At 59.1% G+C, this 8,219-nt stretch carries 6 protein-coding genes and 1 pseudogene; 4 read left to right on the top strand and 3 right to left on the bottom strand.

Going from position 1 to position 8,219, the window contains the following annotated elements:
* Nucleotides 1-247 precede the first annotated feature (247 nt).
* Nucleotides 248-769, top strand: coding sequence for a thermonuclease family protein (locus QCM77_RS44810; RefSeq protein ID WP_280097005.1), 522 nt, complete (start codon nt 248-250; stop codon nt 767-769).
* Between the two features lie 619 nt (nt 770-1,388).
* Here QCM77_RS44810 and QCM77_RS44805 read toward each other — a convergent pair.
* Together QCM77_RS44805 and QCM77_RS44800 are read right to left on the bottom strand one after the other, a co-directional pair.
* Entirely contained in the window at nt 1,389-2,678 is a 1,290-nt protein-coding gene (locus tag QCM77_RS44805) for a M20 metallopeptidase family protein (RefSeq protein ID WP_280097004.1), read from the bottom strand.
* Between the two features lie 80 nt (nt 2,679-2,758).
* A complete protein-coding gene (locus tag QCM77_RS44800) occupies nt 2,759-3,661 on the bottom strand; it encodes a hypothetical protein (protein ID WP_280097003.1) in 903 nt (300 codons plus the stop codon).
* A 111-nt stretch (nt 3,662-3,772) separates the two neighbouring features.
* Between QCM77_RS44800 and QCM77_RS44795 the strand changes: the two genes are divergently transcribed.
* From QCM77_RS44795 to QCM77_RS44785, 3 genes are all read left to right on the top strand, one after another.
* The gene (locus QCM77_RS44795) at nt 3,773-4,612 is read left to right on the top strand and encodes a hypothetical protein (protein WP_280097002.1); all 840 of its coding nucleotides are present in this window, start codon (nt 3,773-3,775) and stop codon (nt 4,610-4,612) included.
* A gap of 460 nt (nt 4,613-5,072) precedes the next feature.
* Nucleotides 5,073-5,315, top strand: a complete 243-nt coding sequence (locus QCM77_RS44790; protein WP_280097001.1) for a hypothetical protein — start codon at nt 5,073-5,075, stop codon at nt 5,313-5,315.
* Nucleotides 5,312-7,783: an AAA family ATPase gene (locus tag QCM77_RS44785; RefSeq protein WP_280097000.1), complete on the top strand. Its 2,472-nt coding sequence runs from the start codon at nt 5,312-5,314 to the stop codon at nt 7,781-7,783. The genes QCM77_RS44790 and QCM77_RS44785 overlap by 4 nt, the downstream gene beginning before the upstream one ends.
* A 208-nt stretch (nt 7,784-7,991) precedes the next feature.
* On the opposite strand, the pseudogene QCM77_RS44780 reads toward QCM77_RS44785, so the two are convergent.
* Nucleotides 7,992-8,219: pseudogene (locus QCM77_RS44780) on the bottom strand (hypothetical protein); the annotation flags it as partial.

The raw sequence follows: 8,219 nt of genomic DNA, 5'->3' as shown, positions 1-8,219 counted from the left end.
CCGTCTTCGCACCGGCCTCATGCTCGCGCAGCACGCCTATAATCTGCTCTTCCGTAAACCTGGCTCGCTTCATTTGTCCGTCCTTCAGAAGGCCGGACTCTAACTTCAACTGGAGGAAATCGGCAGGGGCAGGTCAGAGGTAAGCCGGTCATCGTCCGTCTGCACGGCTTCGGCAAAAAGGCGATACCACTTGAAAACTGGCCGAAATCAAATCCGCGAGATTTGCGATAGCTACAAGGTCGTTGGGATGCGTCGAACCTCTCTCGCATTGAGTCTCGTCATTCTGTCAAACGTGGCCTTGGCCGACGATTTTGTCGGACACGCCAGCGTGATCGACGGCGACACGCTGGAAATGCATGGAGTGCGCATCCGGCTTTGGGGTATCGATGCACCGGAGAGCAGCCAGCTGTGCCGCGGCGAAGACAGTCTGCAATATCGTTGCGGTGCGCAGGCCGCGAACGACCTTGACGTCTTCATTGCCCGCCGTCCCGTCAATTGTGTCCCAGTCAGCCTCGACCCGTATGGCCGCACGGTCGCGACCTGCTCGGTCGCAGGCAGGGATGTCGGTGAATGGCTGGTACGCAGCGGCTTTGCGTTGGATTGGCCCCAATACTCGAAGGGCAGGTATCGCGAAGCTCAGCGCGAGGCTGAGCGCACCGGCCAGGGGCTCTGGAAGGGCAGCTACGTCGAGCCGTGGTTCTATCGTGCATGCATCCGCGCAAGTGGAAAGCCGTCCGCCTGTTCGGACGATGCAAATGCCCATCCTTGAAGCGATCTATTCAAGGCGCCAATCCACAACGTGCGTTGGCCAATCACCGCATTTGGGTAGATGGCTCTGGCGCCGTTTGGGCGACTCACGCTACCCATCATTCCCAATCACCTCAGTGCAGAATGGGAATGAAATGGTTGCTGCCACCCGTGAATTGCCGGCCTCTGGTTATGCGCTTGAAGTGGACGGCCGGCTCAAAGACTGAATTTGCAACCAGAGACGGCGCGAGGGCAGGCGGAAGAACTAAAGAAGCGTTTTCCCATGCTTCAGATCAGGATCTACGACGCGCAGACGAATGTACGCGAGGAAATCTAGAGCCGCTGATTCAAGTCTTGGCGGAGTTGCTCGGCCAGAGCGCGTGCGGCTGCCGGCGCACCGGGCTCTCGTCAATCGAGCCGCTTTGCGTCTCGGCCGTGCGGCTTCGATCCCTCGCGCAGTAGGTGCCATTCTAGCTTTTCTCTTGGCAGGCGAGAAGGCTTTCCTGGGCCTGCCTTGCAGTCCCAGCAATTGCAATACCCGGGAGCCTAGCCGCCCTTTCTTGAGGTTGGGACGACCATAGTCGCAGATGTCGCCTTATCGCTCATCGGGCCAGGTTGCGTCGATGGCGCAGGTCGTTTGGCTATTGCCAGTCCATTTTGCCAGTGGTCCCAATGACGGCCAACGTCGTCATGAGACGAAGGCCTTGAGCGAAGACATCGGGGTGCGCATCAAACTCCTTTGTATGGACTCCAGCCAGTCCACGTCCGTCCCTGCTGACTCCGATGGAGAAGTACAGCGCGGGCATGACGTCCGTATAATATGAGAAATCCTCCGAGAACATGCCGCGCCCAGGGTGGGTCTCCAGCGCCCCGGGCCATGCCAGTGCGAGAGGCGGGATGATCTGCTCGAACAGCGCAGGTTCGTTACGCGTCGCCGGCGCACCCGGTCGGATCGTCCAGTCGTAATTTACAGTCGCCTCCGCTGCCATTCGCGAGACAAGCTGATCGAGCTTTTCCTTGAGTGAGGGCTCGCCGTTCTCGCCCTGTGCGATATTCTCGAAGCTGCGGATGGTGCCGCTGACATCGGCCTCCGCGGGGATAACATTGCCCGCATTGCCATCGGCGAGGAGTCGCGTGACCGAAATGATGACAGGCTTGTTAGCGATATCAAGGTGACGAGCCGGATACTCAGACAGCTCGATCGCCATGCGCGCGGCGACGAGCGGCGTATCGCTGCCTTCATTGGGCGCAGCCGCGTGCGAGCCCGTCCCTTTGATTTTGAGATGAAAGTAGTTGCTTCCGGCCAAGGCAAAACCTGGTGCGATCGCGATGGTCCCTATCGGCATGCCGGGAGCGACATGTTCGGCGAAGATTGTCTTGACCCCGAGGCGCTCGAGAATCCTCTCGTGCACAATGTCATCGGCGCCGCCCGGGGTTTCCTCGGCCGGTTGGAACAAGAAGACGATCCTTCCTGAAATACGGTTCTTGTTGGCGATCAGAATGGCAGCAGTGCCGAGCAAGATTGATGCGTGGATGTCATGACCACAATTATGCATCAAGCCGTCGATCCGTGAGCGCGGGGTGTGAGACATTGGCTCAACCGCGTTGAGCTCGAGGGGGCGGGCATCCATCTCAGCTCGCAGTGCAATAACTGGTCCCGGCCTACCGCTATCAAGAACTGCGATCACGGCCGTCGGCGCTTCGGTCGAGACGATAAACTCCGTGAAGCCAAATCCCTTCAGCGCATCCAGAAGATACGCCTGGGCCTTGAACTCCTTCTTCCCCAGCTCGGGATTCTCATGCAGGAACGTGTAGGCGCTTCGTACAGGCTCTATCATCGACGCAATTGTGGTCGACAAATCTGCGGCGGCCGCCGGTGCGCAGCCAAGAAGCGCCAGCAGGCTGAGACCAATGACGGCTATTTTTTGCACCGATGCCTCAACCCTCGTAAAAGGACGAAATTACAGGCCTTGTCGAGCTTTGTTCCAATCGAGAGGCGCGATCAATCGACCTAACGTCGATCACAGATCACGGTCCCCAGATAGGTTACGTTTGGCGCGGCCAGCTTGGTAAAATCGATGTCCATTGATCCGCCACCGAGTGTCGCAATCGTCCCGGAGGCGTTGAAATTCACGCCCGGAATCGCAAGCGCGGAAGCATTGATCTGGTCGATGGTAGCGAGGATGTCTTTGACTGCATTGCACATTCTGGGGAATTGATCGCCGGGCCTGCATTCCGCTGCTCGGAAGCAATTGGCGAGCTTCTCATAGATCGCCTCGATTCTGCCTGTGACCTCGCCCAGCTTCTGATTGGCCCGTTTCAGCCGCGCCGTTCCCGCCACTTCTGCGAACCGGTCGTTGATTTGATCCGCCGACAGATGCTGGAGCTGCCACTCGGCAACAATTCGATCGAGATCTGCCTTCGAGAGCGGAGGTCTTATCTCGGCCTGCGCCTCCACTATCATGCTTCGGCCATTGCGAAGTGTGTTGATCGCACTCTTGTAAGGTGAGGGGGCCTCGAGGGTGGACGAGGACGGCTGACCGAGTATTTCGTTGATGTACCCGTCCGCACGAGCCTTCTGCTCGTACACACGAACGAGAGCCATGGAGGCAACGAAAACCGCTGTGGCGCAGAAGGCAAGGAAGCCCGCGAATATGAAGAAATGAATGCGCGAGCGGAGATACTGCTCCGCGGTCATTCCCTTCGGCACGACGCGGCCAGTTTCGATACGTATCGCCTCCAGGCGATCTTCTTCTTTCAGCTTCTCGATCTTGTCCATCAGGATCTGGAAGCGTTTCACCCGCCACGCAATCAGCGTCCAGGCAAGGACCGTTGCCAGATACGCGATAAGGGCGAGAGGGCTCGCCGCCGCCCCGGGTATGGCATTTAGAAAGGCGCCAATTTCTTCGATCATATAGTTTGCAAGTAATGGTTGCGGTTTGCTTTTGCAAAGTGCAAATTGGATGCGATTTCCATATATCAAATCATAGGTTGTGGTCCGAGTTAAGATGTTTAGGAGGCTTGCTTGAAAATTCTTTGCGTCTCTCTACTAAAGAGCGCTCTCTGCTGTCTAGGCTTGGCAGGCGCGATCTTCCTTTCGATTGAGCTCCCCGTCTTTGCACAGTCAGCTGATCCTGCGGTCCAGTCCCAACCGTCCAAGGTCGAGCTTGCGCAGCGGTTATCAGCGGCGATGTCCGCGGCCCGAGAAAAATTTGTGTTGGATTTCGGGCCAAACGCGTTTGACCGCGCGGACTATCCCGGTGGCAAGACTCTCGGAGACGTCTGGACGGATTATCTGGGACGTGCCGGGTATCCGAGCTCCCTTGCGGAGCGGCAAAGATACGCCGGGATCCTGCAGGCTGAACTCGACCAGCAGGCCGCGCTTGTGCTTGTGATGGCGCCTGCCCGCGACGAGGCTATTGAGCATCTGGTCGTCTCGCTGAGGCGGATCGTCTCGGGGCGATCGGCAAGACTGGTCGTGCGTCAAGACCCCAACGGCGGGCGCTTCTCGGTGGTGTTCGGAGAGGACACGTCCATCCAAACCACGCTACAGGCGGACGACGGCGCGAGCTATCAGCCGCGGTCTGGCGATGAGATCGCCTGGCAATTCACCTGTGCCGGAAAATTGCCTGACCTGAATGCCAGCGTCCGCGGTTGCTACGACAAGAATTACGGGTACTTGATGGCGAATTCAGCAAAGCGGCCCCTGGAATCGGCGCAGGGACGATATGTTTTCCAGGGAACCAGATCCACCGGCGAACAGATGATGCTCGAAGCGCCGAGCGGATTCTGCAGGCCTATTTTCCTGGAGCTCAAGTCCGGCGCGTGCAAGCTCGACGTCGAGATTGTCAGGGCTGGAAAGTAACTCGGCTCTCCCGGTGAGGTACTTGCTTTCCGATCTTGCAGGCTCGGCGCAGCAAGGGGCGGGCCATTAACCCGACGAGCTTGAAGTCATCGGCCCGCGGGCTCCTCGGCCGGAAGGGAGAACAAAATGGGCCTCGTCCCGTGAGCAAGACACTTCGCCGGGCTCGCCGCTTCCGACTCAAAGGTTGCGGCGCCGTGCTCTCAGCCGATTGTCGCATTTAACAGAATTGCGACGCGGGGGCGCTAAGAAACCTACTCGCGCGGCTGAGGAGGTCGCTCAGAATCAATTTCGTACGGAAAGTACCAAGGGCGCGCTGTCTGCGAGGTGGATAACGCGTTAGCCGTGTTGAATGTGAGGCCGAATCCGTACCACGTGCGTGCACGAAAGCAGTAGCAAGACGATCATTTGCGTTGCCGCATTGTGTGACGACGACGGACGATTATGTGCTTGGGGGAGCATAGTGACGAATACTGAAATTGCGTTCGAAATCGATGACAGCAGAACCGTTGATGAAAACATCTCGGCGCTCTCGGCCGCGCTCAAGCGGATCGACGATCCCCTGGCAGACGTCCTGTCGGGGGCACTGTCAAGCCTCAGCCTGGACATCGCTCTCGATCACGATGCGCTCCTGGACGCGTTGTATGCAGCGACCTCGCCTGTCGAATCCCAGCCGACCGCCTCTGAGGAAGGCCCTGCACAATGAGCGGCTGGTATCTCCAGAAGGTCTCTATCGAAGGCTTTCGCGGCATCAACAACGAGGGTGCCCCTCTCGTCCTCAAACTCAAGACGGATTGCGTCAACTCCATCTCCGCGCCCAACGGGGTAGGAAAGACATCGATCTTTGATGCGGTGGTCTACGCGATCACCGGCCGAATTCCCAAACTCGATGATCTGCCCGCGGCCGAAAAGGGCTCGTCTTATTATCTGAACCGCTTCCATGCGGGTGGTGTGGGAACGATCACCCTGACCCTTATGCCTGCCGGCGGCGGCGCCGAGGTCGATGTGACGGTCCGGCGCGATGCCGCCGGCGGGCGAACCGTTGTGGCTAGCGCAGGTGCAGACGGAAATGCGATCCTCGCCGACCTCAATCGCGAGTTCGTCCTTCTCGATGGAAAGACATTTCAGGACTTTATCGATCTTGCGCCGCAGAAGCGCGGGCGCTCGTTCGCGGGGCTGCTGGGCCTGAAGCGTTACTCGTCCCTGCGGCAAGGGTTGGCCTCGCTGACAAACACGAGGGCATTCAACAATCACTTCGGCCTCGCCGGCAAAGAAGCCAAGCAAAATAGTGCCGCCGTATCCGTCCAGCGGGCCCGAGGCAATATCAAGGAGGCCTTCACGGCGCTCGTCGGCGACGAATACGATCCGGCCGAAGCCGAGGCGACGATGCTCGCGAAGGCGCATTCCGCCCTCAGTGGCATCGAACTGCTCAAGCCCCTCTGCGCGGGGAGGAGGTTCGAGGAGATCGATCCTTCAAGTTGCGTCGATGCAGCGAAGGCTGCCGAGGGAGGTGAGGCAAGGACAGAACTCGCGAAAATCCTGCGCGACGAGGCGAGGTGGTCAGAGGCCGTGAAAGCCACGCCAAGCGAACAGTATGCCAACCGCATCGTGGAACTGGCCGATGCTCGCGACGCCGCCCTAAACTTTACGCAAGGAGATCTGTTTCGTCAGCTCTACGGTCTCAGCGAAACCATCCTTGAGGATGACAGTTGGGCTGACAAGTGCCTCTGCCCCACATGTGATCAATCCGCTCCCGGTTCGATTCTCGACCACGTTCGCGACAAAATCGCGGCGTTTGAGGCCGTGGAGACTGCGTCTGCCAATCTGGCCCGAGAGTGGACCGAACAAGGCTGGAATCAGCTTGACGAGCTGGAACGGTTGGGCCGCCAGGAAGATGAGCCGGCCCAGCTCTCCGATGCAAAGGACGTGGGACTGAAGGGGGCGCTGGACGGGGTGCGCGCACGCGCGCTCGCCGAATGGCTGAAGACGCTCAGGAAGCGCGCGCTCGCCAACGTCAAAGAGTTGACCGACAGGAAACTCACCCTGGAGAAGGGCCTTCCAGACAAGCTCACCGCTGTGGTGGAAAAGGCTGAAGCCGCACGCCGTCTTCAGAGCAATTTGTCGGACCTGCGCGCCGCGCGGAGAGAGCAGTCCGCCATCACTGCAGAGCTTGCGCGAATTGCCCGGGTCAAGAGCTTCCTTGACACAGCCAGCTCATGCTTCGCAAGCGCCGAATCCGCGGCGAGTGCGCGTCGGCTCGCCGCGATCGAGCCCGTCAGCCGAAATATCTTCGCAGCGATCATGTACACCGATGTCGTGCCGGCCCTGAGGAAGCGCACCGGCAGCGAGGATCTTTCCATCTCGCTTGCTCAGTTCTGGACGCTGCCGGACGTCTCAGCCCAAGCCGTTCTCTCCGAAAGCTATCGCAACGCCTTTGCGATCAGCGTCTATTTGGCGGCCGCTTCGCTCTATGGTGGGGGCGCCAAGTTTCTGATTCTCGATGACGTAACATCGAGCTTTGATTCCGGACACCAGTTCCACCTGATGAACGTGTTCAAGGAACAATTCGCCCGGCCCGGCGTCCCCGATGGCCCACAGGTCATCCTTCTCAGCCACGACACTGTCCTCGAGAAGCTGTTCAACACAAATGCCAACGAGGGCGGCTGGTGGCATCAGTGCATTCAGGGCACGGCACGAACATCGGTGCTGCCACAGTCGGGCGCAATCCATAAGATCCGCGATGCGACTCACGCCTTTCTGGATACCGGCAACACCGATGATGCCGCTCCCCGTATCAGACAGTATCTCGAGTTCAAGCTCGAGGAGATCATCTCCAAAGTCGGCATTCCGGTGCCTATCGGCATTGCGTTCAACGACGACAAGCACATGGCGAAAAACCTTATAGACGCCATCAGGGCAGCCGTCGATCTCCACAGCGCCGCTGGCCGCCTGGTCCTGGAGCCTGCCCAACTCGCCGGCCTCGGCACCTCGGTGGCAACCATCGTGAGCAATTACCTCTCGCATTGGTCGACGGGGCAGACCCATGCCTTCACGGCCCCGTCCCTGAAAGGGGTCATGCAAGCGATCGAGAATTTCGCGGGTTGCTTCCAGTTCGAGCATCCGGCAGGCTCGAACCAATACCGCTACTACCGGTCTCTTGGCCAAAGGATGTGAGGATGGGCAGGGCGGCTCGAGCCGGCCGTAAAATCATCCTAGCGCGACTTCTCATGGCATCGGCCGTCGAGGAGAGATAGCGTATCCTCGTAGCCAACACGAACTGCCTTCGACGGGGCTTAGGCTCTGCCCAGGCGCTAGGAATTAATCGCGCGCCCTGGGCAGGATTCCAAGTACGCGTCTCGCAAGTCCCGTTCGTTGCAACCGATCACTCATGCCGCTCACCCCGGAAGAGCTTTCCCGTCAGAGCCAATTGAAATCTGCGCTTCAGGCCGAGAGGAACGCCCACAAGCTGGAAAATCTCGCGGCCGGTCCAGATAGCATGGAGGATGACAGCCATTTTGCGAGCCACGGCAACCTTGGCCTTTTTGGCGCCGATGCGTTTGGCCAGCTTGCTGCCCCAGCGCTTGAGCGCAGAACCTCGCCTGACAACGGT

Source organism: Bradyrhizobium nivariense (assembly GCF_029846695.2).
Classification (GTDB): Bacteria; Pseudomonadota; Alphaproteobacteria; order Rhizobiales; family Xanthobacteraceae; genus Bradyrhizobium.
The sequence above is the reverse complement of the archived record's forward strand: the minus strand, read 5'-3'. Positions and strand labels throughout refer to the sequence as shown.